General features: G+C 62.0%; 19 protein-coding genes. 8 read left to right on the top strand and 11 right to left on the bottom strand.

What is annotated here, in order from left to right; all coding sequences use genetic code 11:
• Nucleotides 1–35 precede the first annotated feature (35 nt).
• Both GC150_07650 and GC150_07645 read left to right on the top strand, forming a co-directional pair.
• Nucleotides 36–740 (top strand): cupin domain-containing protein, encoded by a 705-nt coding sequence (locus tag GC150_07650; protein ID MBI1384767.1) that lies wholly within the window; start codon nt 36–38, stop codon nt 738–740.
• Nucleotides 741–821: 81 nt separating this feature from the next.
• Nucleotides 822–1499 (top strand): isochorismatase family protein, encoded by a 678-nt coding sequence (locus GC150_07645; protein ID MBI1384766.1) that lies wholly within the window; start codon nt 822–824, stop codon nt 1497–1499.
• 361 nt (nt 1500–1860) lie between these two features.
• Here the strand turns inward: GC150_07645 and GC150_07640 are convergent, their stop codons facing one another.
• From GC150_07640 to GC150_07625, 4 genes are all read right to left on the bottom strand, one after another.
• The gene (locus GC150_07640) at nt 1861–2670 is read right to left on the bottom strand and encodes an MBL fold metallo-hydrolase (protein ID MBI1384765.1); all 810 of its coding nucleotides are present in this window, start codon (nt 2668–2670) and stop codon (nt 1861–1863) included.
• Nucleotides 2671–2740: 70 nt separating this feature from the next.
• Nucleotides 2741–3505 carry a hypothetical protein gene (locus GC150_07635; GenBank protein MBI1384764.1) on the bottom strand — a complete coding sequence of 255 codons (765 nt, stop codon included), beginning with the start codon at nt 3503–3505 and terminating at the stop codon, nt 2741–2743.
• 5 nt (nt 3506–3510) lie between these two features.
• Nucleotides 3511–3981, bottom strand: a complete 471-nt coding sequence (locus GC150_07630; protein ID MBI1384763.1) for a hypothetical protein — start codon at nt 3979–3981, stop codon at nt 3511–3513.
• Nucleotides 3839–4705: a hypothetical protein gene (locus tag GC150_07625; protein ID MBI1384762.1), complete on the bottom strand. Its 867-nt coding sequence runs from the start codon at nt 4703–4705 to the stop codon at nt 3839–3841. Before GC150_07625 ends, GC150_07630 begins: the two co-directional genes overlap by 143 nt.
• Nucleotides 4706–4730: 25 nt before the next feature.
• Here GC150_07625 and GC150_07620 point away from each other — a divergent pair, with 25 nt between their 5' ends.
• The 3 genes from GC150_07620 to GC150_07610 all read left to right on the top strand — a co-directional run bounded on the left by GC150_07620 (nt 4731) and on the right by GC150_07610 (nt 8335).
• Nucleotides 4731–5717, top strand: coding sequence for a LysR family transcriptional regulator (locus tag GC150_07620; protein MBI1384761.1), 987 nt, complete (start codon nt 4731–4733; stop codon nt 5715–5717).
• Between the two features lie 556 nt (nt 5718–6273).
• The gene (locus tag GC150_07615; protein MBI1384760.1) at nt 6274–6684 is read left to right on the top strand and encodes a hypothetical protein; all 411 of its coding nucleotides are present in this window, start codon (nt 6274–6276) and stop codon (nt 6682–6684) included.
• Nucleotides 6685–6949: 265 nt separating this feature from the next.
• On the top strand, nt 6950–8335 hold the full coding sequence (locus GC150_07610; protein ID MBI1384759.1) for a DUF3179 domain-containing protein: 1386 nt from the start codon (nt 6950–6952) through the stop codon (nt 8333–8335).
• A 120-nt stretch (nt 8336–8455) separates the two neighbouring features.
• Here GC150_07610 and GC150_07605 read toward each other — a convergent pair whose 3' ends face one another.
• The 3 genes from GC150_07605 to GC150_07595 all read right to left on the bottom strand — a co-directional run bounded on the left by GC150_07605 (nt 8456) and on the right by GC150_07595 (nt 13132).
• Nucleotides 8456–9796: a sodium-dependent transporter gene (locus tag GC150_07605; GenBank protein MBI1384758.1), complete on the bottom strand. Its 1341-nt coding sequence runs from the start codon at nt 9794–9796 to the stop codon at nt 8456–8458.
• A gap of 129 nt (nt 9797–9925) precedes the next feature.
• The gene (locus GC150_07600) at nt 9926–11764 is read right to left on the bottom strand and encodes an alpha/beta fold hydrolase (protein ID MBI1384757.1); all 1839 of its coding nucleotides are present in this window, start codon (nt 11762–11764) and stop codon (nt 9926–9928) included.
• A gap of 147 nt (nt 11765–11911) precedes the next feature.
• Nucleotides 11912–13132, bottom strand: a complete 1221-nt coding sequence (locus GC150_07595; protein MBI1384756.1) for a hypothetical protein — start codon at nt 13130–13132, stop codon at nt 11912–11914.
• Between the two features lie 484 nt (nt 13133–13616).
• Between GC150_07595 and GC150_07590 the strand changes: the two genes are divergently transcribed.
• From GC150_07590 to GC150_07580, 3 genes are all read left to right on the top strand, one after another.
• The gene (locus GC150_07590; protein MBI1384755.1) at nt 13617–14666 is read left to right on the top strand and encodes a tyrosine-type recombinase/integrase; all 1050 of its coding nucleotides are present in this window, start codon (nt 13617–13619) and stop codon (nt 14664–14666) included.
• A gap of 441 nt (nt 14667–15107) precedes the next feature.
• Complete coding sequence (locus tag GC150_07585; GenBank protein ID MBI1384754.1) at nt 15108–15734, top strand: AAA family ATPase; 627 nt, start codon at nt 15108–15110, stop codon at nt 15732–15734.
• Entirely contained in the window at nt 15731–16084 is a 354-nt protein-coding gene (locus GC150_07580; protein ID MBI1384753.1) for a hypothetical protein, read from the top strand. Before GC150_07585 ends, GC150_07580 begins: the two co-directional genes overlap by 4 nt.
• A 132-nt stretch (nt 16085–16216) precedes the next feature.
• Here GC150_07580 and GC150_07575 read toward each other — a convergent pair whose 3' ends face one another.
• From GC150_07575 to GC150_07560, 4 genes are read right to left on the bottom strand one after another with little or no spacing between them, the layout of a single operon-like run.
• The gene (locus GC150_07575; GenBank protein ID MBI1384752.1) at nt 16217–17371 is read right to left on the bottom strand and encodes a hypothetical protein; all 1155 of its coding nucleotides are present in this window, start codon (nt 17369–17371) and stop codon (nt 16217–16219) included.
• 52 nt (nt 17372–17423) lie between these two features.
• Nucleotides 17424–17882, bottom strand: a complete 459-nt coding sequence (locus GC150_07570; protein MBI1384751.1) for a hypothetical protein — start codon at nt 17880–17882, stop codon at nt 17424–17426.
• Between the two features lie 36 nt (nt 17883–17918).
• The gene (locus tag GC150_07565) at nt 17919–20450 is read right to left on the bottom strand and encodes a hypothetical protein (protein ID MBI1384750.1); all 2532 of its coding nucleotides are present in this window, start codon (nt 20448–20450) and stop codon (nt 17919–17921) included.
• Entirely contained in the window at nt 20447–22771 is a 2325-nt protein-coding gene (locus tag GC150_07560; protein ID MBI1384749.1) for a hypothetical protein, read from the bottom strand. Before GC150_07560 ends, GC150_07565 begins: the two co-directional genes overlap by 4 nt.
• Nucleotides 22772–22822: the final 51 nt, after the last annotated feature.

Genomic DNA, 22822 nt, shown 5'->3' with positions numbered 1-22822 from the left:
CAGGCGTCCAGCGCCGCAAGCCAAGGAGATGAGCCATGACACTGACATTGCGAAGATCAGAGGAGCGTGGTCGAGCCAACTTCGGCTGGCTGAACAGCCGGCACAGCTTCTCGTTCGGGCATTATCACGATCCGAGGCACATGGGCTTCGGCCCGCTGCGGGTGATCAACGACGATCGCGTGGCGCCAGGCGGCGGCTTTCCCGCGCATCCGCACAGCGACATGGAGATCATCTCCTATGTCCTCGAAGGTGCGCTCGAGCACAAGGACAGCCTCGGAACGGGTTCGGTGATCCGGCCCGGTGACGTGCAGCGCATGTCGGCCGGGACCGGCGTGCGACACTCGGAGTTCAACGCCTCGAAGACGGAGCCCGTCCACTTCCTCCAGGTCTGGATCATTCCGGAGAAAAAAGGGATCGCGCCCGGGTACGAGCAGCGGTCGTTCCCCGATGCCGAGAAACGCGGCCGGTTGAGGCTGATCGGTTCGCGCGAAGGTCGCGAGGGTTCGGTCACGATCCACCAGGACGTCGATCTCTACGCAACGATGCTCGGTGAAGGAGACGCCGTCGAGCACATGATCGCAGCCGGACGCGGCGGCTGGGTGCAGGTCGCCCGCGGTTGCCTGGCACTGAATGGCGAGCCGCTGCGCGAGGGCGATGGCGTTGCCATCTCGACTTCCGGGCGGCTCCACCTCGAGGGGCTCGACGAGGCCGAAGTGCTCCTTTTCGACATGGGCGCCTGACCATCGGCGCCAACGTGCAAGACCGGGGCGGGACCAAGCACTCCGCCTCCCCCGCATCGCCTTCAACATAGAGAGATCATCATGACCAGCTACCTCGAACTCCTCACGCCGCAGAACAGCCAGCTCATCATCATCGATCATCAGCCGCAGATGGCCTTCGGCGTGCAGTCGATCGACCGCCAGATGCTGAAGAACAACGTCGTCGCGCTCGCCAAGGCGGCAAAGGTGTTCGGCGTACCGACGACGATCACGACCGTCGAGACGGAGAGTTTCTCAGGCCATACGTACCCCGAGATTCTCGCCGTCCTGCCGGACAACAAGATCCTGGAACGCACGTCCATGAACTCGTGGGACGACCGGAACGTGCGTGATGCACTCGCGGCGACCGGAAGAAAAAAAATCGTGGTCGCGGGCCTCTGGACGGAGGTTTGCAACGCCATGTTCGCGCTCTCGGCCATGAAGGAGGGCGGCTACGAGATCTACATGGTCGCAGACGCTTCCGGCGGCACCAGCAAGGACGCGCACGACCATGCGATGCAGCGCATGGTCCAAGCTGGCGTCGTGCCGATGACCTGGCAGCAGGTGCTGCTCGAGTGGCAGCGCGACTGGGCGCGCAAGGATACCTACGACGCCACGATCAGTCTCGTCCAAGAGCACTCGGGGGCGTACGGCATGGGCGTCGATTACGCCTACACGCTCGTGCACAAGGCGCCCGAGCGGGTCAAACACGGCGAGCGCATCGGTCCGCATCCGGGTTGAGGGGGGCGAGGACCCCGGACGTTCGCCTACCAAATGCTCGGCACTCCGTTGCCAGCATCGTTGCGTCCAACGGCGGCTCGCCAGTGATGATCGGCGAGCCGCTCGGCCACAGCGGTCCATCGACGACAGCCCGCTCTGCGCACATCGCCGAGGACCAGGCAAAACAGGTCAACGATCAGGCGGACGTCCTGGTCGGCGGCGTCACGGTTGCCTCGGAAAATCGCAAGGAACGAGGCTCACACCCGGCGATGCCATTGCCAGTGGCGGTTGCCGGTAAGGCCCAATTCGCTCGAGAGTACGTGCGCGAGGCGGACCGAGGACGTCGGGCACTCGATCGCCATCATCCGGAGGGGGCGAAAACCTAAAGCGGACAAAAGCTGAAGCCGGCCCCTGATCGGATGATGCGCCCGACACCCGGGGCATCCAGATGAGCTCCCGTAATCAGGAAATCGTTGTCGGCAGCCAGGGACATGACCTCGATGCGGCTCGCGCGAGCGAGTGTCTGATCGCGGTCGAATTCCCAGGCGATGTCCGGTTGCTCGAACTGGATCGACGGCACATGAATGATATCCCCCCAGATCAGCACCGTCTCGCCGGCGCTCGTCGCCCGAAAGCAGGTGTGTCCCACTTCATGACCGGGAGCGGCAATGGCGTTGACATTCCTTGCGATTTCATCGCCGTCGTCGAAAGCCTCCGCCATGTCGTGAAAGCGCTCGAGCCGCACCACAGCGCGAAACATATCCATCTCCGCTCGGGGCACCAGAAGGCGGGAGAGCCGGGGGAATGCGACATTCCCGCCGGGCAGGATCAGACCGTGAATATGATCCAGGTGCGTGTGGGTGAAGGCGACGGTCCGGACCCTCTCGGGCTCGATGCCAGCCTCTCGCACGGCATCCGGAAGTCGCCCCATGCTGGGGTGCCAGACGTCGGCTGCTCCCGTATCGAACAGCACGACGTCGCCCCCGTCATCGAGCGCGAAGGCGTTGACCGACAGCCTCAGATTGCCGTCGACGAGGCGTACCCGAGGCGGCAGGTCGTCACCGAACACGCGGTCGCCGATCCGACGCAATCGTGAGGTTGGCATGTCGACGAAGCCATCGCACAAGGATGTCATCGTCAGCGTGCCGAACTCAAATCGCGTGTGATGCCGTCCCGAGCGTATGCGCCGCATCCCTCGCCCTGCCCATCGGTTGAAGCCTGCTCCATCATAGCGCCCGATCGAGCCGCCTGCATCCGCCGAGCTATTCGGCGACCGAGGGGTCCTGGCGGATGATCTTGGCCTTCAATTGCTCGAAGTGCGACACCGCCATCTCCCGGCAGCCGTCCCATCCTCGCGATGTCACTGCTGCAATGGCATCGGACATGACATTCAGGGGCTGACCTGTCCCGTAGGCGAGCACCATCGTGCGGCAGGCGCGCTCGAAGAGATAAAGCTCCTCGAAGGCATGGGCCACGGTCTCGGCCGCCACTGTCACCCCATGATTGCCCATCATCAGGACCGAATGCTCGCCGATGACCGAGGCCAGCCTTCGCCCTTCGGCCTCCGTCGTCGAGACCTGTTCGAATTCGAGATCGATGGCAACGCGGTCCCAGAAGCGTGCGGTCACCTGGTCAATCGGCTTCAGGCTCGGGTCGGCCAACCCTGCGAGTGCTGTCGCATAGCAGGGATGGATGTGGAGGACGACGCGCGCATGGGGAAGCGCCGCGTGGAGCTGGCTGTGTATGCACCAACCCGACCGGTCGGGCGGATTGGGTCGCTGCATCGTCCCGGTATCGTTCCAGTTCAGCAGCAGGAGTTCGCTCGCGCGAATCGTCGAGAAATGCTGCCATCGCGGATTCATGAGGAAGGTGCCTTCCCCGGGCGACACGACAGCGGAAAAATGATTGCCGACCGACTCCGTCCAGCCGAAATCCGCCGCAAGCCGGAAGGCAACGGCAAGGTCGAGCCGGAGCGTCCTCTCGTCGGGCCACGGCAAGGCGCTGGCCTTTGCTATGATCTCCTGCATGTGGGTCACGTCCGCACCTCCTTTTCTCCGCTGGCATCGGCCTCGCGCATGGCCACCCGGTAGCGCGACCGCAGCTCGCCGCGATCCGTATAACATCCGCGCAAGTGGCGCGCCCCGCTGGTGGGATCGAATGCGGTCCTGGCGTGCACGATCCGCTGGTTGTCGAACACCGCGCACTCCCCTGGTGCGAGCTTGATGGAGATGAGGTACTTGGGATCGCGCAGCATGGCGCCGAAGCGACGGAAGGCTGGATAATATTTGTCGAGGAGGTGCTGATCGAGGTCGAAAACATCGGACATGTGCTGGCTGATGGTGACGCCCTCGACCTCGCCGTCACTCCCCAGAACGATGACGGTCTGGCGTGCACGCATATCCATGGCGTCGTGCGAGAAACGGAAGGGGATGGAGAATTCCGAAAGAAGCTCGAAGTCCCGCGGCCGCGCCGTCGACGAAGGTGGTTTCGCCGCCGGTCGCATCGTTCACCCGGCAGTGGAGATACTGAATCCAACCGGGGTACGCTTCGCAAGGACTGTCCGTATGCGGCTCGAGCGCCTGGGCCGTGTAGGCCGTGCCGACCGGCTTGGCATAGCTCTTGACGTCGAAATAGGTTCCCGAGAAGGTTGCGCGCACATGTCCAGCGACCTCAGCGACGAGCCGGACACCCTCGTCACTGTCCGGAACGTGCTCGACCAATGCGATGCCGTCGCCAAGCAGCGTGCCGAGATATGCGCGAGCGGTGCTCCGATCACAGGTCAGGGACGTGAATTGGAAGCGCTTCGGTATGCTCGCGCTCCCTGCCGTCCAGAAGCGCTTTGCAACGCGCGCGGGATCAGGGTGCCCCGGGCGCTCCAGCCAACGACAGAGCCACCCGAGATCGAACCTGCTGAAATGGCCATCACCCGACCAGACGATCACGAGGTCGTCCCCCTCCTGGCGTGCCTCGCTGGGCCGCAGTTCGGTGCTGTCGGCGACAATGTCGTACTGGCGGTCGCCGATCCTGGCATCGAACGACGACGGACAGTTGTCTCGAAGCCAGTGGTAGTTGGCGTAGAGGTCACGCGCCGGTCCCTGCTCCGACGCTGCAATGTGCAAGACCATCCCACGTTCTTCGAGAGATACGGAACCGAGCTTCATGCAAGACCTCGCGAATGATGGTGCCGGATGCACCGCTCTGCCAGCGCACGGGGTAGCATCGATCATGCGACTGCCGCATTCCGAATTCTGAATGGAGTTGATACGAGTTCTGAATGAACACGAGCCGGGCAGAAACTGGAGACGAGCCGTGCGACCGCTGAAGACCCTCAACAGACTGACGGTCAAGCAACTGCGAGCACTCGTCGCACTGGACGACGCGGACAACCTTTCCAAGGCGGCCGAGCGGCTCGGGATCAGTCAACCGGCGCTCAGCAACCGGCTGCGCGAGATCGAGCGCGTGACCGGCGCCACGATTTTTCACCGTGTGAACGGTCGGATCCAGTTTGCCTCACCAGGAAAGGCCCTTTTGAACGCAGCACGTGTGATCATCGAGGAACTGCATCAGGTCGAGCGCAGCCTGGACTATGCACGCAGTGCTCGGAGCACCACGGTCCGGATCGAAGTGCGAGGATACAATCTCCACCGAGAGCTGTCGCCGATCGTGGCGGGTTGCATGCTGACCCATCCGGAGTTGATGATCGAGATCGCGGGTGATTCCTCGCGCTTGCCGCTCGACGCATTGATATCCCGAGACGTCGACCTGACGATCGCGCTTGGTGACTACTCACGTCGCGGGCTGGAGGCGCATGCGCTGGCGGACGACGAACTCGTCGGCGTGGTTCCGATCGGTCATCCACTTGCCGCCCGGCCGTGGCTGTCGCCGTCGGACTTCGAGCAGGAACCATTCGTCACATACAGCGCGGTTCTCGAACGCGGACAGGAAGTCGAACATTTCTTCCTTCCTGCAGGGATATTTCCTCGCAACCTCATATCGGTCGGTGCGGCCGACTATGCTTGCAGCCTCGTTGCCGGCGGCTTCGGCGTGAGCATCCTGAGCAGGTGGTTCGTGGAGCGCCATAGCGCGCGGAATGCGCTGCAACTCATCAGGCTCGGCGAACGCGGCGTTGCCTGCACGTGGCGAGCGACGATCCGAAAGACAGACGCTGAACAAAGCCATTTTCGGTCATTCATCAGTGCACTCGCTGACGTCTTCTCCCACCGGACCCATGAGGCGTGAGGGGTGGACCCAATGACAGCCTGCGTTCATGCTTGCGGGGCGGCGGGAAACGCCCCTCGCTACTCTCGCGACCTCGACGTTCCTCGACGATCGCCACTTTGCGGCCCGCAATCAGCGGGTGCGCCTTGGCGAGGCGCTCGAAAGGACCGCCCGGGATGATGTGGCGCGTCATGCGAATCCCTTTGCGCGCACCGGCGCGGATGGATGGAGGGCGACCCGCTCGATCATGCCCCCCCCCTCCTCGTTGTGGAAGCCGCGGCTCCAGGGCGTGCCGAATGCGTCTGCTCTATGTGCACCATCCCACCGATCGCGCTGCGGGCATGGCGCGTGAAGTGGCGATGGGAGGAGAGTACAGCCGATCGAAGCGGCGCTACCCGGTCGCCCTTCTCGACGCGTCGGCTGAAGGCCATCACCCGGTCATCGGGTTCGCCCCTTCGTTGTCGGGCCGGCATCGTGATCGGATCGGCATGGTTGGCAGTCGCCGGGACCCGGCTCCGGTGCCGGGATCACTGCGAAGTGACTGGTTGCGTCGCCTCGGAGCGGCTAGGCGGAGTTCATGCGCTACCCATGCTCGGTCATCCTCTTCGTATGTACCTCTATCGCTGCCACGGCCGATGCTGGCGGCGATCGGGAGCGTTTCCACGGGGCGTGGGGCACTGCCGCCCAATGCGCCCGCGCGCCGATCAAGCCAGGTGGAACCGTCCTGGCCGAACCGTTCGTGGTCGGTTCCGAATGGCTGCGACACGGGGAGATCTGGTGCCGCCTCACCTGGTTTCCACTCGAACGGCGCGAGGAGGGATGGTTCACCGGGGCCCAGGCACAGTGCGGCGAAGATGCGGTTCGGGACTACGTGCTGGGCATGACACTGTCGGGAGAGGAACTGACGTTACGCTGGAATTTTCCTCTCGTCGGCCCATTGACGCGCTGTCCGGTCACCCCCGCCGCCGGGGTTTTGCAGGGTCCTTGAGGTCGCACGACGGCTCGCGCGACGAGAGCAGCCCATTCGAGCCCCACCGGGAGGCCTCTTCGACGGCGTTCGGCGGGGCGGCCCGCCGCAAGCATCCGCCAAACGGTCCTCACGAGATGCTGATGCGATCGTGACTGGACGCTCGGGGGATCTCGATCGACAAATGAGCCGATGCGGAAAATGGGTGGTTTGCGCGATGCGCAGCACCCGGGCGGGGCCGGTCGGTGGGCCCGAGCGTGCGTTCGCAGAGGGGAGTGGAACACCCATGAGAGCAGCGACTTGCTTCGTCCACCTCATGACGCTGGTCGCCCTGTCCGTCTTGCTCGGCTCGCTCGGGCCCGATGCCTCGGTAGCCCAGGAGCGAAAGCCACTGCCAGCCTACGCAATCGAACAATTCGGGGAGCCGCCCGCGATACCTGATGGACCGCTTTCGGATGAACTTCAGCGGGCTGTCCGCGCGGTTTTCGTCGAGAGTATTTCGCAAGGTCGCTGGGGGCCGCAGCAAACCGGGGCGCTTCAGGAGATCGCGAAGTCGGGCGACCCGAGACTCGCCTGGCTGATCACCGACATGCTGCGGTTCACGTGGCAGGCGGGCTTCGCCCGTGAGCTCTCCGAGGCGGCGGCCGCGCTCCTCGGGGTCGAGTTCGAACCGGCTTTCGATCTGGAAGCGATTTCGAACCGTCTCATCGCCTGGGATGTTCCGGAATTTCCGGGTTATCTTGCATTCAAGCGCTCGATCTTCACCAGCTTCGTGCCGGGTTGGCAGGAGATCTTCGTCGAGGGTGACATCGACTGGAGGCTCGTGTCCTGGGGTGGCGTACTGATCGACAACCGTCCCTATGATCAGACCGACGTGTCGTGCAATTGCATCCCCGCCGCCGACAACCCGAAGGTCAGCAGCGTGGAGGAGGCGACGTGGCTGAAGGACGACGACGTCGTCTTCGGCATCGAGGTGAACGGTGAGTTCCGAGCCTATCCGCGGCGCATCATGGAGGTGCGCGAGATGGTCAACGACACGCTCGGCGGACGCCACCTGGCTATTCCCTATTGCACGCTCTGCGGTGCTGCCCAGGCCTACTTGACGGACCGAATGCCGGAAGGGATCGAGCGGCCGATCCTGCGAACTTCCGGGCTCCTCATCCGATCGAACAAGGTCATGTACGACGTCAATACGCATTCCGTGTTCGACACCTTCCTGGGGCGCGCGGTCACCGGACCCCTCGCTGAAAAGGGCCTGAAACTCCAGCAAGTGAGCGTCATCACCTCGGACTGGGGTTCCTGGAGACGAGCCCATCCGGCAACGACCGTGCTCGTGGAAGCGCTGGCGCTCGGGCGCAATTTCGACTTCCGCAATGGTCGTGACGCCAATGGGCCGATCTTTCCCGTGGGCGATGTCGATCCGCGTCTGCCAGTTCACGAGGACGTCATCGGCGTCGTGACCGCGACCGGAACGCCGGTGGCCTTCCAGCGGACGACGGCAATGGCGGCACTGCTGAACGGCGCCACGGTCGGTTTCGAGAACGTCCGCCTGGTGCTCGATGCGGGCGGAATCAAAGCCGTCGACGCAAACGGTTCCGATCTCGGCAGTCATCAGGCCTTCTGGTTCGCCTGGTCGCAATTCCACGAGGGCACAGTCCTGTGGACACAATAGGCCCGAGATTGTTGCGGGAGCTGCCCCGTGCCAGCGGGCCGGCGCCGCTCCGGCGGTGCCAGTCATCGTGCGGCGGCTCTCGATGACACCGGACGGGGGGCGTCGGCGGGCAGGTCCGGTCTAGATGAGGGCAAGTGACCTCATCAGGATGACAGCTATCGTTGCGGGCACCACTATTCTCAGCAGCCACAGCCATGTCCGGCCCACCGCCGATTTCTCGAGGTTCGCCGCCTCCATCACGGTGGCCGGCGCGAGCCGCCAACCAACATAAATCGCGATCGCCAACCCGCAGAGGGGGAGAATGAAATTCGAGACGGCATGATCGATCGCATCCAGGACGGGTAGGCCGCCGAGCGTCAAGGCACCGAGTACGCCATAGCTGAGGGCGGACGGTATCCCTACGACGAAGACCACTGTCGTCACGACTGCGGTCGCCCGTATCCTCGACCATCCCAAACGATTGGCGGCAACCGCCACCGGCACCTCGAGCAGCGCGATGATCGAGGTGAGCGCGGCGGCCGCGAGCAGCAGAAAGAAAACGATCCCGATCCACGTTCCAATGGGCATTTGCAGCAGCACCTGCGGGAATGTGATGAAGGCCAGCCTTGGACCGGCAGCAGGATCGCCGCCAAGTGCGAAAACTGCTGGAAATATGGCAAGCCCCGCGACCATCGCGAATACCGTGTCACCGACTACGATCGTCGCTGCGGCCCCCGGTATACGCGTCTCACGACCGAGGTAGCTGCCATATGTGATGAAGACGGCCACGCCGACGCCGAGAGAGAAAAACGCCTGGCCAAGAGCATTGAGATATACGGTTGGCTGGGTCAGTGCGCTCCAGTCGGGCGCAAAAAGGAAACTCACGCCCCTGCTCGCGCCAGGCAGCGTCAACGCGAAGGCCGCGAGCAGGATGACGATGAGAGCGAGAAGAGGCATCAGCCACAGGTTGATCCTCTCGATCCCGCGATTGACGCCACCAGCCACCACGATGGCTGCGGCCAGCAGCATGATCGCCTGCCACAGGAGTGGTTCTCCAGTACCGCTGACGAATGCCTCGAAGTACGAGCCGAAGCCGCCCGTTGCGGTCTGCCAAAGCGCACCGGTCGCGGCGCCAGCGAAATACTTGAGCGCCCAGCCTGCGATGACCGAATAGAAGCTGAGGATCAGCCCTGCACCAATCACCCCGATCCAGCCGGCGCCTCGCCACACACTGTCGCATCCGTCCGCCTCGAATGCGGCCACGGCATCACCTCTCCCGTGTCGGCCGATCGCCAGCTCCGCCACGACGAGTGGCAGGCCAATCAGCAGAATGAACAAGAGATAGATGAAGAGGAAAACGGCACCGCCATTCTCTCCCGCAACGTAGGCGAAGCGCCAGATGTTGCCAAGCCCGACCGCTGCTCCAATGGTCGCCAGAATAAAGCCCGTTCTTGAACCCCATTGCTCGCGCATCGTCAGCATCCCGCTCGCATGTCTCTGATGAAGGACGATCACCGAACAAACGACCTCTTGACTGGATCGAATGGTTGGGGTGATCGGGCTGCGGATCGATCCTGTCGGCCGGGCGTGGTGCGACGGTACGTTCAGCAGTCATGGTTGGTGGACATAGGTGCCGGGGGCTGGTCCGATCGGCGGATAACCCCGGTCCGGTGCCCCCATGGTCGGGGGAGCGGTGAACTCCCCGCTCTGCGCCGAAAGCCAGTCGGCCCATTCCGGCCACCACGAGCCGGGTTTCGTCTTCTGCGCTTTCAGCCAGGCTTCGGGACCGACGTAAAGCGCGCCAGCGGGTCGATGGGCAAATCGGTAGTGCCGGCCTTTGTGACCAGGCTCCGAGAGGATGCCGCTGTTGTGTCCGCCCTTGGTCAACACGAAGCCGAGGTCGCAATCGGTGAACAGGGCGGTTTTATAAACTGACCGCCAAGGCGCTATGTGATCACTTTCGGTCGCCACCACGAACATCGGCACAGCGATATCCTTGAGCGCGATCACTCGGCCTTCGACGGCAAAGCGACCGGCACTGATACGGTTTTCCAAGAACACCCCACGCAGATATTCGGAATGCATGCGCGCAGGCATCCGCGTGGTGTCGTTGACCCAGACACCGAGATCGGTGGGAAGGTCCGGCTCGCCGAGCCAGTAGCGGCGGACGGCGCGCGACCAGATCAGATCTTCGGACCGGATCGCCGCGAACGCGCCCGACATCTGAGGCCGGTCGAGGTAGCCTTTCGCCCACATCAGGTCTTCGAGGAACGCGACTTGGCTTTCATCGAGGAAAAGTAGCAGTTCGCCCGCTTCGGCGAAATCGACCTGTGCGGCCATCAGCGTCAGGGACGCCAGCCGGTCATCATGATCGCGCGCCATGGTGGCGGCCGCAATGGCCAGTATCGTGCCGCCCAGGCAATAGCCGTTGGCGTGAATCCCGACGCCTGGAACGATGGCGTTGATCACGTCCAGCGCCTTCAGGATGCCCTGCTTTCGATAGTCCTCCAGCGAGAGGTCCGCCTGATCCGCCGCCGGGTTGCACCAGGAGATGCAGAATACCGTGTAACCCTGTCCCACCAGCCAACGGATGAGCGAATTCTTCGGCGACAGATCGAGGATGTAGTATTTCATAATCCAGGCTGGAACGATCAGAACCGGCTCGGGCCTGACCCTGGCGGTGGTTGGGGAATACTGGATCAGCTCCATCAGATCGTTGCGATAGACCACTTGACCGGGCGTGCATGCCAAAACCGTTCCGAGCGCGAATTCCTCAGGAACCGGACGATGCTCCTGCGCCAGGATGTGACAGGCGTCGTCGGCGAAATGGGCCGCGCCCTCGACCAGGTTCCGGCCACAGGTTACGCGGATCTTTTCGAGGATCTCGGGGTTGGCGAACGGATAGTTGGATGGCGATAGGGTATCCAGAAGCTGCCTCATGGCGAACCCCGTGCGCTGCGCGTTCTGGCGTCGCAGGCCGGGCAGGTCGGCCGTCGCTGCCTGCCACCAGTCTTGCAGGCCGAGAAACCCTTGCTGCCAAAGGGCGAAAGGTGCCCGGTCCCAACTCGCGTGCGACCAGCGCGTGTCGTTGGGGCCAGGCTCGAAGGGCTTGTGCGCAGAATTGCCCGCCAGTCCGGACATCGCCAATTGCGCCAGCTTGAGCCAGTTGGTCTGCGCGCGTTCCACGAGTTCCAACTGGCGCCCCGGCGCACGGGCGAGATGCATGGCCCAGTCACTCCAGGCGTCGATGATCGCATGAGGCGAGATGCCGCCGGTCATCTGTGCGAGACTGGCCATGAGAGCACGGTCGAGCGCCGCATGGCGGTGCGGGCTACTCCTTGTCGCGACCTCTTCGACAGGCGGTAGTGCAGGAGGCGGGGTCGCGCTCGAAAGCCGCAGAGGCGCTTCGACAGCGGCCGTGCGCTTCGTGCGGTTTTCGTTGAGGGTCATGCGAGGCGAGCCTTCTGCGGTTTCGAGAGCGGAAAGTCGGCGGGTGCGTTGGTCTCCCGCTCCGTCACCAATCATGCCCCGGGCGGAGGTTACGCAGGCCTGTCGAACTGCTTCGCCCACGTGGAGGCCGACGCAAGAGCCGTTGCCCTATTGGGAGCTTGCTCGTGTCGGAACGGCCAGCACGTCGCATGGCAACGTCGTGAGCAAGACCTCGGCAACGCTGCCAATTCCGTCTTCGTGCCGGTCGCTTCGGCCGTGCGTCCCGGCGATGACGAGGTCTGGCCAGGTCCTGTCGACGAAGTCGATGAGTGCAACCTCCGGCGCGCCTTCCTCCATGACGCCCTCGAGGCCGCGAGCATCGCCACGGATCGAGGCGAGCAGATCGTTCATATCCGCTTCTGCTTGTTTGATCGCGCGCTCGCGTGCCTCGGCTTCCACGACATCGATCGTTCTGTCGGCATTCGGCCCAGACCAGTTCGGCTCGACCTTGTAGGCGTGCAATGCTGTGAGCTTTGCAGCGGGAAACAGTGCGCGCCCGCACACCAACGCAGCTTTCGATGGATCGGAGAAGTCGACCGCGGAGACGATCGTCCGGTAGCTGCCTTCCGGCCTGCGGCGAACGGCCAGCACGGGGCACGGAGACCGGCGCACGATACGAGCCGCGGTGCTGCCCAGAAGCTTCTCGCCAACGATCTTGCCATGTGCGGGCCCAGTCACGATGAAATCGGCATCGACGGCGCGGGCGTGCTCGATCGTGCGATCCGCCGGATCGCCGACCACGATGTGGCGCGAACACTTGCTTGTCAGCCGCGAAGTGCGCAGCAGCCGATCCAGTTCGGCCTCGGCATTGCGGACACGGCGATCCATGCCCCAGGGCCGCGCCGCGCTCGATTCGATCACGTGGCAGACGATGAGGTCGGCGTGCCATTGCTCGGCGAGTTGGACGGCTCTGTCGAAGGCGCGATCACCCGCCGGGGTAAGATCCGTAGCCAGCATGATGCGTTTGGGGAGTTTGTCCGGCATGTCCGAGGTCCTTTCCCAATTGCTGACGGCTTCGTGTGGAGAGACACTCGAAGGATCGCCCGAATTCAGCCGCGAAACATTGACCGGCATCAACAAGCCGGCACTTCGATACTCGGGTCTATTTGGGAAGTTCGATGACATCCAATGCCGGATGTACGAAGCGGCGGTGCGGCGTCGTCGCGGCCGCGCTGTTGCGCGTGCACGGCTGGGTCTGGATTGGCGATGCGAGCGGGGCAATCGGGCGGCGCTTCGACGAGAAGCTGTCGGCGCCATCGAAGATCGAGCACGGGCGCTGTGATCGCCGCTGCGGTCATCGCACCGGCGATCAACGATGGGGTGTTCCACCTCGGCCTGGTCCTCAGCATCGGCGGCGGGTGGCTAGCGGCTCGGCGCTTGTGGCCGGAACGGCCCGACCAAGGCGCCAACCGCCGGAGGCGCCGCACGGCTTCACGCCGTCACCGTCGTGCGCGCCAACCTTGTGCGGGGGGGCAAGCGCGGAGCGGTGTCATCATTGGTGAGCGGGGTGGGGATCGAACCCACGACCATCTGATTAAAATGTGCTCGGAACGTTCCGCAAATATCCGCTAACTTACGTAAATGAAACGAAGTTCCCAAACAGCGCTCCGAAGGGTATATCATGAACATACCATGAATTACAGCTTGCGCTGGGGACTGTTTGGGGACTACTTCTCCCTAGTCCTCAGCAGGGAGCACACCATGGCCCGGTCCAAGATCACCATCACCGCCATCCGCCGTCTCACCCCAGGCGAGCGCCTCTACGACCCCGAGTTGCCCGGGTTCGGGGTTCGGCTGCAGGGGGGCGTACCCCGTGTTCTTCGTGCGCTATCGCGTGGCGGGCCGGCAGCGCTACGTCACCATCGGCCGCTTCGGGCCGCTCACCGTGGCGGACGCCAGGAAGGCCGCCGTGCGCTTGCTGGGACAGGTCGCCGAGGGACGCGATCCGGCCGACGAGCGCGACGACGCCCGACACCAGCTCGATGTCGCAGCCGCCTCCAAGATCTTTCTCGAACAGCACGTCAGCAAGCTGCGCCCTGTCACGCAAGCTGAGTATGCGCGCCTCTTTACAAAGACCATTCTTCCCGAGTTCGGTCGCCAGAAAGTCGCGGCCGTCACCCACGCCCAGGTTGCCGCCTGGCATGCCGCCCTCGGCAATACGCCCCGCACCGCCAACATGAACTTCTCGCTGCTGCGCAAGTTCTTCAACTGGTCGATGCAGCAAGGGTTGCGCGCGAAGGGCGACAATCCGTGCGGCGGCGTGCGCCAGTTCCGTGAGAACCGGCGCGAGCGCTATCTGACCGAGGAAGAGTTCCAGCGCCTCGGCGCCGTGCTCGCGGACTTCGAGGAGACGCGCCGGATCAGGCCCCAGGCCATCGCAGCCATCCGGCTGCTCATCTTCACCGGCTGCCGGCTGTCGGAGATTCTCACGCTCCAATGGCAGCATGTCGATCTCGACCGTGGTCGCCTGCTGTTGCCCGAGACGAAAACGGGGCGGAAAGCGATCATCCTCAACGCGCCGGCCTTGGCCGTCCTCGAAGCCCAGACGCGCATTGCCGGTTCACCTTACGTCCTGGTGAGCCCCGTCGATCCAATGCGGCCCTACGTGAACCTACAAAAGCCCTGGCGGCTCGTCTGTTCTGTCGCTGGTCTCGACGATGTCCGCCTTCACGATCTGCGGCATAGCTTTGCCAGCGTCGCGGCGCAGCGCGGGGCATCCCTGCCCATGATCGGCCGCCTGCTCGGCCACACCCAGGTCCAGACCACGGCCCGCTACGCCCACCTCGCCGACGCCACCGTCGAACTCCTCAATGAGCAGGTCGGCGAGCAGCTGGCGCGGGCGCTCGGCAATCGAGAGACGTAGGAGGGCGGACGCGGCGCCAACGCACCGTCGCGACCGCCCCTGAGCCCAATCTGCCGTTGGTGGGTTATCCCACAGTCGCGACGTCGCGCGCTCGCGGGCGCGCGTCTGCCCATGCGCCCACTCGCCCAAATTTGCTGATGCGCGGTTAGCAGCGCACCCACGCCCCCACACTGACACAGTCGGCCGCGTGGGATTTCGTCGTCGCCTCGTAGTGCGAAAACACGAGCGTGGGAGGCTGGGCTCGTGCGAGCGCAGCACGTCGCACCATAGCGCTGATGCAACCATCCACAATTCCACGCGCCCGAAAGCCCGCTGTCCCGAGCCCCCACACCTGCGAGCGCGCGCAGTCGCAAACTCCCGCGCGTCCGATTTGTCACACTGCGTCGTTCAAACGGCACCACCGTTGCGACATCGAGAGCGTGCGGAGGTAAACTCTCCCACATGAAAGTGATCGCGATCGCCCAACAAAAGGGAGGGGCCGGCAAAACCACCCTCGCCATGAACCTCGCCGTGGCCGCCCACGAGCGCGGTCGGCGCGTCCTCATACTCGACATGGACCCGCAGCAGAGCATTTTGCGCTGGCACGAATTGCGGGGCCGGGCCCCGGACGTCATCGCGACCAACGAGCGCGATCTTGCCGCCTACGTCGCGGCGGCGGCCGAAAACGATGTCGACTGGCTCGTCATCGACACCGCGCCCAAGTCCGAAGCCAGTATCCGGCGCGCCGCCGAAGCCGCAGACCTCCTCCTCATGCCCTGCCAGCCTTCCAAGCTCGATCGCCACGCCGTCGGGGACACCGTTGAGACCGTGCGCGCGACGCGCACCCCGGCGGCCTTCGTCCTCAACAACTGCATCGTGACGTCGAAGCTCGTCGAGACCACGGTCGAAGACCTCGTCGGGAACTACGACGTGCCCATTGCACCGGCTGCGCTGGGCAAGCGCACCGCCTTCGTTGCGGCCCTGGAAGACAACCAGGCCGTCCTCGAATACGAGCCGCGCGGCAAAGCGGCGGCAGAAGTGCGCGCCCTCTATCGTTTCGTCTGCAAGAAAATAGGAGAAAAACCATGAGCGATCTCAGCAGCCGCATCGCGGCCAAAGCCAAGGAAATGAAGACCCGCAAACCCCCGGTCGAGCCTCCGCGCCTCATCACGCCCGTCGCCGCACCAGAGCCGAAAGGGGAGGGGCGTGCCGTGTCTGCGTCCACGGACAACGTGACCGAAGCGGCAACTCGGGAGCCAACCGACGAGGCGAGACCCGCCTACCGCGAGGGCCGGCGGAACATTTCCGCGTACCACACCGAAAGCGTGTTCCGGCAGTTCAAGATCCTCGCCGCCGAGACCGACAAAACGGTCCAGGAGCTGCACCGCGAGGCCCTCAACCTCCTCTTTCGCCACCACGGCAAGCCGCCGATCGCTTGAGGGGAGGGGGATCGGGTTCGATCAAAATCAGAAATTCTTGGTTCCGATCCAGCTTATAAAGCAGTGCCATGTCGCTTGGTAACCGGTTGATTGGGTTGCCACTCAGTGGTGGCGACGAGAAATGATCCGCTGTCAAACGCGCCCGTCGTCCAAACTCTTCATGAAATCTTCAAAAACATTTTGGAATCTCTGTCGAGCGTCTGGCCGTAAAAACTGTTCTCGTATAATGCTGACGTGGAATTCCCGAATCACTTGGCGGGCCTCGTCATCGATTAATCTAGTGGTCAAAAATGGAAGCCGAGACGCCTCTGCGATGGCGCCATAAATATCTTCCAAATCTTGGGGAAGCGGCCTTCTTTCTGTGGGGCGGGAATGTTGGCGAAAAATGTTCCTGAGAACGACAGATGCGCGACCCCGCGTTAACCATCCGGGTTGAATCTCGACCATCTGAGGAGCTTCAAGGCGATCTTCATTGAATCTTTGGTAAAGTTTATTGCGAACGGTATTGAGATCATAAATTTTCATTAGTCGGCTATGCTCTTCGATCCGACTGGCCAACGTAATTTCACTGTCGATTTCTCGCCGCTGCTCCGAAATTTGCGACATCGAACTCGATATGTAGTGAACCGAGATGCCGGTCAAGATGGTAAGCACCAGCGCCATAAAGCTCAAGAGCTGGCCGAATGAGCCTGGGTCGCCACCTGAAGCTGCGGTATTCTGCGTCGCTACAAACATGGCATAGCGATAGACGAGCATGCCGATGCCTATTCCGATGAGAACAGACACAAAGACCCGCCATGCTAGCAATGCTCGTCGGTTCTGCATCTTCGCGTCGCGATTTGCGAACCCGTTTTCGTCACCGTCTGTCCAGAAATCGCGACCGGCCATCCAGCCACCATATCCGACCGTGACGAGTAGCATTGCAATCACGTAAAATCCGAACTCCGTCCAACTACCAGGTGTGCCAACTGGCGTCGAGCTCCCATTTCCAAAGAACCATGTCACCAGGCTCTTTCCCCAGTTGACCAGCAGGGGGACGGGGAGAAGCAGTAAGATGAGTGCCGCGCACAACGCTATCAGTCTGACAGTTCCTATCGCTCTCACCATCCCTGATAAGAGCGTTATCCCAATGGCGAGCGAGGCGAATGCCAGCATGGCAACAACTGTGGCGAGACCGGGATCGGTAATGGTTGACTCAAAAACTCGCAACATGTCGTAGGTGCCAAGATGTTGATCTGGATTGCTGCCATCACCAAGCGTCCCAGCGTCATCCGTGCTTGTCGCCATCTTAATCCCCGATGTAAGTCTGTCCACGCGTCCTGCCATTCGCTAGCGTCGCTTAAGACGCAAGTTTCCCAAGAATGTCGTCGACAATATCCTCAGTCGGGCGGCCGGCGTACTTCTCGACGATGCGCTCCCGGTCGTTGTTCGCTTGTTTTGTGTCTCCTTCATAGAGTTGGGAGTTGGGATCGAAGAAACCGGCGTTGGCGGTCAGGAAGACGAAGGGCATCACGTGATGATTGGCCCGTAGCCAGGTCAAGAAGGCCTGTCCACGATTAACAGGGGCAATCCCAAGTCTGTCGACATACGCCTTCAAGACCTGCGGCGTATCTGCACCAGGAATTTGCAAGTCGATGATATATGCCTCGAAGGGCGTCTTTCTGGTTGTGGCTTCATTGACCGCCCGAACCGCCTCTCCAAGCGTCTCGACAGTGGTCAGATCGTGCGCGCGTTCTTTGATGGCTCGATAAATCGGGAGGACGTGATAAATATCGTCCTCGAGAGCTAGAATCCTCATTTCCTCCCCCTCTTTTCAACGAGCGTTCGTGCGGCACTAGCGACCCGCAAGCGGCCAGACCAATGTCGCAATTACGCGGTCCTTCGATGGTCTCGGATCGTTGTCAACCGAGAGCTCGACGTTTAGAGATTTGGCCATTTTCCTGGCGGCGGCAAGTCCAATGTGAACACCGGAGCGCTTCTTGTCGCGGGACTGATGGAACGCTACGTATTTGTGTCGATCCGCCTCGTCGGACATGCGGCCGGCATTGACAATCGTTAAGTGGCATCGATCCCCATCGATTTGCGCCGTGACCGTGATGGTCTTGTCTCTCGTGCCGTGATGGATCGCGTTGTGAAGAAGGATCCGCACTATCATGGCGAAGGTCAGCTTTTCGCCATCCAAGGAAATTCCCTTATCGCGTAAGGTTAGGCGCAGCTTGCAGTCTCGAACTTCGGCCATAGACCTATGGTCATCAACTTCCTCGATCAGAACGGGCTCGATATCAAATCTCGTCGGTCTCTCGGAAGGCTTCGTACTCTCGGTGGCTCCCACTGGCTTCTGTAAGAACAGGATCGCCTCGGTCGTATCCGTGGCTCGCTTTATGAGACTCATAGCGGCGCGCCGGTCCGCATCACTGCGAAGTTTGGGATACGTCTTGTCGAGTTCCTGAACGTAGCCAGCGACACCGAGGAAGGTGTGCTTGAGGTCGTGCGCAAGGACGCGCTCCCATTCGCGGCGGTCCGCCCGCTCGGTTGCGAACTGCAACGGGAAAGACAACAGGGCGACAAGTCGATTAAGCGCTTCGATACGACGACGGCGAAAGTGCCGTGCATCGTCGTGCATAAGGGCGAGGACGCCGATCCGCCTGCTTCCAGCCCGAAGCAGGATCGCCACACGCGACTGCTCGCGCTCTTTTCCCTTTTTGGTTTTCCGTTTGAAATGAGGAAGATAGACATCTCGCTCCTCTTCCCATGCCCTCCCAGCCGCAGGGTGCTTGTTTCGATCGAGTTGGGCACCGATCTCGAGATGGGGCTCGCGGTACTCAACCTGATTGGCCCTTTCAATGTTTGGCACCCGGGCGACCGCCAGGATTTCTGGTGGCCGAGCGGGGTGAGCAGTACGAAAGAGGACGCCCTCCTTCGCATCGGTCACCTCCCTAGCGGCCGCAAGAAAACTTTTGGCCAGATGCTCCGGGTCAGTCTCGATGCTCACGTTCTCGTGAATAGTTCTATAGAGTTCAGTGATCCGGCGGTTGACAACGATTTCTTGTCTTCTGCGCTCGCGGTCCAGAAGCTGTCGCAGTTCTTCGCAGGCGCTGAGGAGGGGGGCCGTTGCCCAAAGGACATCGTCGTGATCAACGTCCTGGCGTTGATCAACATCCTGGCGATCAGTTACGCTGTTTCGATCGAGGACGAGGAGCCCCTCGGCATAGAACCGAGTGTTGTGCTGACCGTCTCTCCGGAACACGGGTACACGAAGGCGAACGTATCTGTTGTCCGTACTCGTCAGAGTTGTAAACCTTGACGTCACGGATTTGATGGACGGCTGGGTCAACTCATGGATCAGGCGGCCGGGCTGCTCGTCTTGATCGAAGGCTGAACAATTGTCCACGAAAGTATCGCCGGGTTGGTCAATTATTGGTGTTCCCTGCTGGAAACGGTCTAGGTGAGGATAAATAGTCGGGTTGTCGGGAAACCAGTGGAGTAACGCGACCACGTTCTCCTCGGTTACGACAGAAGATGCGTCGTCTACCGTGCTCGGTACGCGGTAGCGCTCGTAGTAGCGCATTCGGGTGAACCCGATCTCGCGCAGACTCTCGAACAAATCGCCCAAGATCTGCTGACGACTGCCACTCCGCGGTAATCGCTGCGGATAGGCAAGCTGCAGTCGACGAGGACCATCGACTGTGGCCTCTACAATGCGGTAGGGTATCAGCGTACGTGTGCCACTGCCCTTGTGTAGGTTGCTCTCTCCCCCCGCCTGAACGAACGTGCGACCACCGCCTTTCAGTGTCTCAGTATTGGGCTCGTTGAGACCCCAGCTCCACGTATCGTTGCTCGCTACGGCTCTATCCGTAGCATCGATGAGGCGGGCTGCGACCGGTAGGTTCCTGATGTCGAATTCCACTGTGTGGGTAGGAAGTTGTTCCCCATTCGTCGGCAACAGCGCTTTGAGGCTCTCCGCAGAGATCGGTTTCGAGACGAGATCGATGACAGTCAATCGAGCATTGATCGCGCTGGTCCCACGCCACTGGCGCAGTGTCTCTTCATGTCGATCCGGAGCAAATCGGTAGCCTGTCAGAAGATACGTTGGAATGGGGGCCCCGCCTTTAGCAGCGCCCTCTAGGATCCGGACCATTTCGTCGAGAGCCTTGAACGACCGGGAACGGTCCTCCGTGTCCCAGACCAGGTCGATGATCACGACGTTTGGGGCCTCGCCAATTGCGTCGCGGATCGCGCTATCGTTGACATTTCCATCGTATGTCATGACCTCTGGCGAAACGACATCGACCTTCAGTCGCGTCAATGCGCCTGCGAGCGCATCCCGCACGCCCTTGCGGTCCTCGATCAACAGGAGCCGGGTCACGTCTTTTTCTCCTCCGCCTGCTCCGCGACACCGAGGCGAATGGGAAGACGGATGCGGAAGGTTGCGCCGAGCCCGAGCAGGTGCTCCGTGCACTCCAGCACACCACCCGCCGATTGCACGATATTGCGGGATGCATAGAGCCCCATGCCCGTGCCGCTTTCACCGCGTGTCGTTTCGCGCGGCTCGAATAGCGTTGTCACATCGTCCGCCGAGATCCCCTTGCCGTTGTCGCGGACAATGATGTGGATAGGGGTGATCGCCTCGTCCGTCAGCCTGGTTTCGACTTCGATCCGACCTGCGCGGTGACCGCCGAGGTGGTGAAGTGCGTTGAGGATCAAGTTCGCCAGGGGTTGTTCGAGGATCACGGGCGACAGGGAGACCTCGAGGCCGTCGAGATCAGGAGCGCGTATGAACGTTAGGGTCGCCGGCAAATTCTCCTTAGCGAGCCGCGCGTAGGTACGCATTCGGGATACGACTCCATCGACCGTCTCGTTGACGTTGAGACGTTCAGCCCGGTACTTGCCCACTTGGCGCAGGTCCGTCTTCGTCAGACGGTCCAGTGACTCCAGTTGCACCTTGAGGGTATTCGCGATCCCGATGGCAGCTTCGCCATTGCCGGCTTCGATTTGCTCGATGATTTCATCCGGGGCAAAGACGATCTCCTGCAAGGTATTGCCGACCTCGTGAAGGGCAGCCGCGTGCAGTCGCCCTGTTGCCGCAAAGATTTCAGTGGAATCGACATGCTCGGTGACCCGGAAGAGCTGCAGCATGTGGCGCAGGTGATCGTGCTCATCCGTCAGGCGTCGCACGTCGTCAGCGGGAAACGAGCCCCTTCGGAAAAAGACGACAAGGCGGGCTTTTGCATCCGGCTCGACGATCGGAAGTGCGAGATAGTGAGCATTGGTTGCAGCTTCGCCCTTAAGGAGCCCGATGGCGGCATCACGGTCAGGCAGTGCACCGGTCTCGTGGGCCGGTCGGTCCTGGCCATCGATGTCTCGACCGTAACGTCCGCCCATTGCGTCTTCGAGCGAGGGCAACGCCGACGTGACGATCGAGCGCCAGAGATCGGTTTCAATGGATTGATACGCTGGGGTAATCTGCCCGGCGCGAGCCTGGATCGAGTAGCGCAGCTCCCTGTCTCGCCGTATCCAGACCGCCCCGATGAGACGATGACGCCGGCAAAGCTTTTCCAAAACGACTGACGCCTCTTCGGTGACCTTTCCTGCCGCGCGTTTGCCGGTCCAGAGACTCCGCTCCGGCGATCCCTCGGAGTCCGCACTGGTCTGTGGTGGAAGCTCTTCGCCTCTCACAAGGCGGGTGAGCCGGTCGAGGCTGGTTGGCTTTTGCTCGAACCGCACCCCGAATCGTTCCGCGACCTGTTTCGCGCCAGGGTGGCCCGACCAGAGCACGACTTTGGCGCCTGCCATGCTCGCCGCCGCAATTGCTTCCTGACAAGGTACTCCATTGTAGTCAACGAGCACGAATGCTTGCGACCCCTCGACCAAGAAGGTCTCCAGGACGTCGAGGCTGCACGTCCCTTCGCACCACGCCCCATATCGGCGACCCCAAGAGCAGACGACATCCCGCAAGTGTTCGTCGTCGTCGAAGACGATGATTCTTCGGCCTTCGAGGCGTCGTGCGAAGGTCGGACCTACCGATGAAGCCTCAGATTGGGTCCGCCCCGTTCTTGGTTGTGTTTGGTGTTTCCGCTCGCGTTCTGCACGGGCGTCGGCCATGTTCTTCTGGTGAGCTTCCTCACGAAGTCTGGCGATGGCCGAGCGACAGTCTATTCTTATCGCGAGTTCGCTCTCGTCGACTTCTGTGACGATGCCGGCAACGCGATCGCCAATGTCGACAGCCCTCTGGATTCCGCCTTCGCCACCCGGGACGTCCTGCCGATGCAAATAGGCATCGACCGCGAAAGGGCGAGCGGGCTCGTCTAGCTCGACGATTGCCCCGTCGCTGCCTGCGAGACGAACGACCGTTCCGGTCACGATGTCGCCTTCACGAGGAGTCGCGCTGTTCAGCCACGGATTATCAGAACTCGACCAAAGCTCCGCGTACCAGTTCCCGCCATCGTGCGGCTGTGTCCTCGATCCCTGCTGCGATTGCGATACGAGGAAGACGAAGAGCTTCTCTTCGAGTTGAGGGACAACTCGTTCGGGTTGAACGTTGCGCCGCGGAACATACGCGACGTTGCTGCCCCGTATGGGCTTTTCTAGACGTAACCGCCAGTTGCCATTCGGCATTTTTCCGATGAAATGGGCGATGACAATGCGCTCGTCAAATGTCGCTCGCCACCGCTCCCGAGGATTTGTCATTTGTTGCGCCGCACAAATACGCTACGATTCACGAATTTCGTTCAATCGATT

It is taken from the genome of Hyphomicrobiales bacterium, from assembly GCA_016125495.1.
Classification (GTDB): domain Bacteria; phylum Pseudomonadota; class Alphaproteobacteria; order Rhizobiales; family RI-29; genus RI-29.
Note: the sequence above shows the minus strand (reverse complement) of the source record. Positions and strands in the feature narration are given on the sequence as shown.

Bases quoted from the DNA above. Each gene is read 5' to 3' on its own strand.
- GC150_07580 (MBI1384753.1), top strand. From the start codon at position 15,731: ATGAGCGATCTCAGCAGCCGCATCGCGGCCAAAGCCAAGGAAATGAAG.
- GC150_07630 (MBI1384763.1), bottom strand. From the start codon at position 3,981: ATGCGACCGGCGGCGAAACCACCTTCGTCGACGGCGCGGCCGCGGGAC.
- GC150_07645 (MBI1384766.1), top strand. From the start codon at position 822: ATGACCAGCTACCTCGAACTCCTCACGCCGCAGAACAGCCAGCTCATC.
- GC150_07625 (MBI1384762.1), bottom strand. From the start codon at position 4,705: ATGATCGATGCTACCCCGTGCGCTGGCAGAGCGGTGCATCCGGCACCA.
- GC150_07615 (MBI1384760.1), top strand. From the start codon at position 6,274: ATGCGCTACCCATGCTCGGTCATCCTCTTCGTATGTACCTCTATCGCT.
- GC150_07600 (MBI1384757.1), bottom strand. From the start codon at position 11,764: ATGACCCTCAACGAAAACCGCACGAAGCGCACGGCCGCTGTCGAAGCG.
- GC150_07650 (MBI1384767.1), top strand. From the start codon at position 36: ATGACACTGACATTGCGAAGATCAGAGGAGCGTGGTCGAGCCAACTTC.
- GC150_07585 (MBI1384754.1), top strand. From the start codon at position 15,108: ATGAAAGTGATCGCGATCGCCCAACAAAAGGGAGGGGCCGGCAAAACC.
- GC150_07610 (MBI1384759.1), top strand. From the start codon at position 6,950: ATGAGAGCAGCGACTTGCTTCGTCCACCTCATGACGCTGGTCGCCCTG.
- GC150_07605 (MBI1384758.1), bottom strand. From the start codon at position 9,796: ATGCTGACGATGCGCGAGCAATGGGGTTCAAGAACGGGCTTTATTCTG.
- GC150_07620 (MBI1384761.1), top strand. From the start codon at position 4,731: ATGGAGTTGATACGAGTTCTGAATGAACACGAGCCGGGCAGAAACTGG.
- GC150_07560 (MBI1384749.1), bottom strand. From the start codon at position 22,771: ATGACAAATCCTCGGGAGCGGTGGCGAGCGACATTTGACGAGCGCATT.
- GC150_07575 (MBI1384752.1), bottom strand. From the start codon at position 17,371: ATGGCGACAAGCACGGATGACGCTGGGACGCTTGGTGATGGCAGCAAT.
- GC150_07570 (MBI1384751.1), bottom strand. From the start codon at position 17,882: ATGAGGATTCTAGCTCTCGAGGACGATATTTATCACGTCCTCCCGATT.
- GC150_07640 (MBI1384765.1), bottom strand. From the start codon at position 2,670: ATGCGGCGCATACGCTCGGGACGGCATCACACGCGATTTGAGTTCGGC.
- GC150_07635 (MBI1384764.1), bottom strand. From the start codon at position 3,505: ATGCAGGAGATCATAGCAAAGGCCAGCGCCTTGCCGTGGCCCGACGAG.